Genomic DNA, 472 nt, shown 5'->3' with positions numbered 1-472 from the left:
GCTCGAGGAAGTCGACGTCGAGCATCATGATCACGAACAGGAACAGCACCGCGACGGCGCCGACGTAGACGACGATCAGGATCATCGCGAGGAATTCGGCGCCCATCAGCACGAACAGGCCGGAGGCGTTGACGAAGGCCAGGATCAGGTACAGCACGGAGTGCACGGGATTGCGCGAGACAATCACCATCACCGCCGAGGCGACGCAGACGCCGGCGAAGAGATAGAAGAACAGCGCGGGAAGGATCATGCTCTCATCTCACCGGTACGGCGCGTCGAGCTCGATCGCTTTTGCGATCTCGCGTTCCCAGCGGTCGCCATTGGCGAGCAGCTTGGCCTTGTCATAGAACAGTTCCTCGCGGGTCTCGGTCGCGAACTCGAAGTTCGGGCCTTCGACGATGGCGTCGACCGGGCAGGCCTCCTGGCAGAGGCCGCAATAGATGCACTTCACCATGTCGATGTCGTAGCGCAC

2 protein-coding genes are annotated in these 472 nt (G+C 61.7%); both read right to left on the bottom strand.

What is annotated here, in order from left to right:
• On the bottom strand, positions 1 to 250 hold a 250-nt coding region (locus LE190_RS21435; RefSeq protein WP_225240609.1), incomplete at its 3' end, for an NADH-quinone oxidoreductase subunit J.
• A gap of 9 nt (positions 251 to 259) precedes the next feature.
• On the bottom strand, positions 260 to 472 hold a 213-nt coding region (locus tag LE190_RS21430; protein ID WP_225240608.1), incomplete at its 5' end, for a 4Fe-4S binding protein.

It is taken from the genome of Massilia hydrophila (assembly GCF_020208145.1).
In the GTDB taxonomy this organism is placed as follows: Bacteria; Pseudomonadota; Gammaproteobacteria; order Burkholderiales; family Burkholderiaceae_D; genus Telluria; species Telluria hydrophila.
This window is presented reverse-complemented; position numbering and strand designations above follow the sequence as displayed.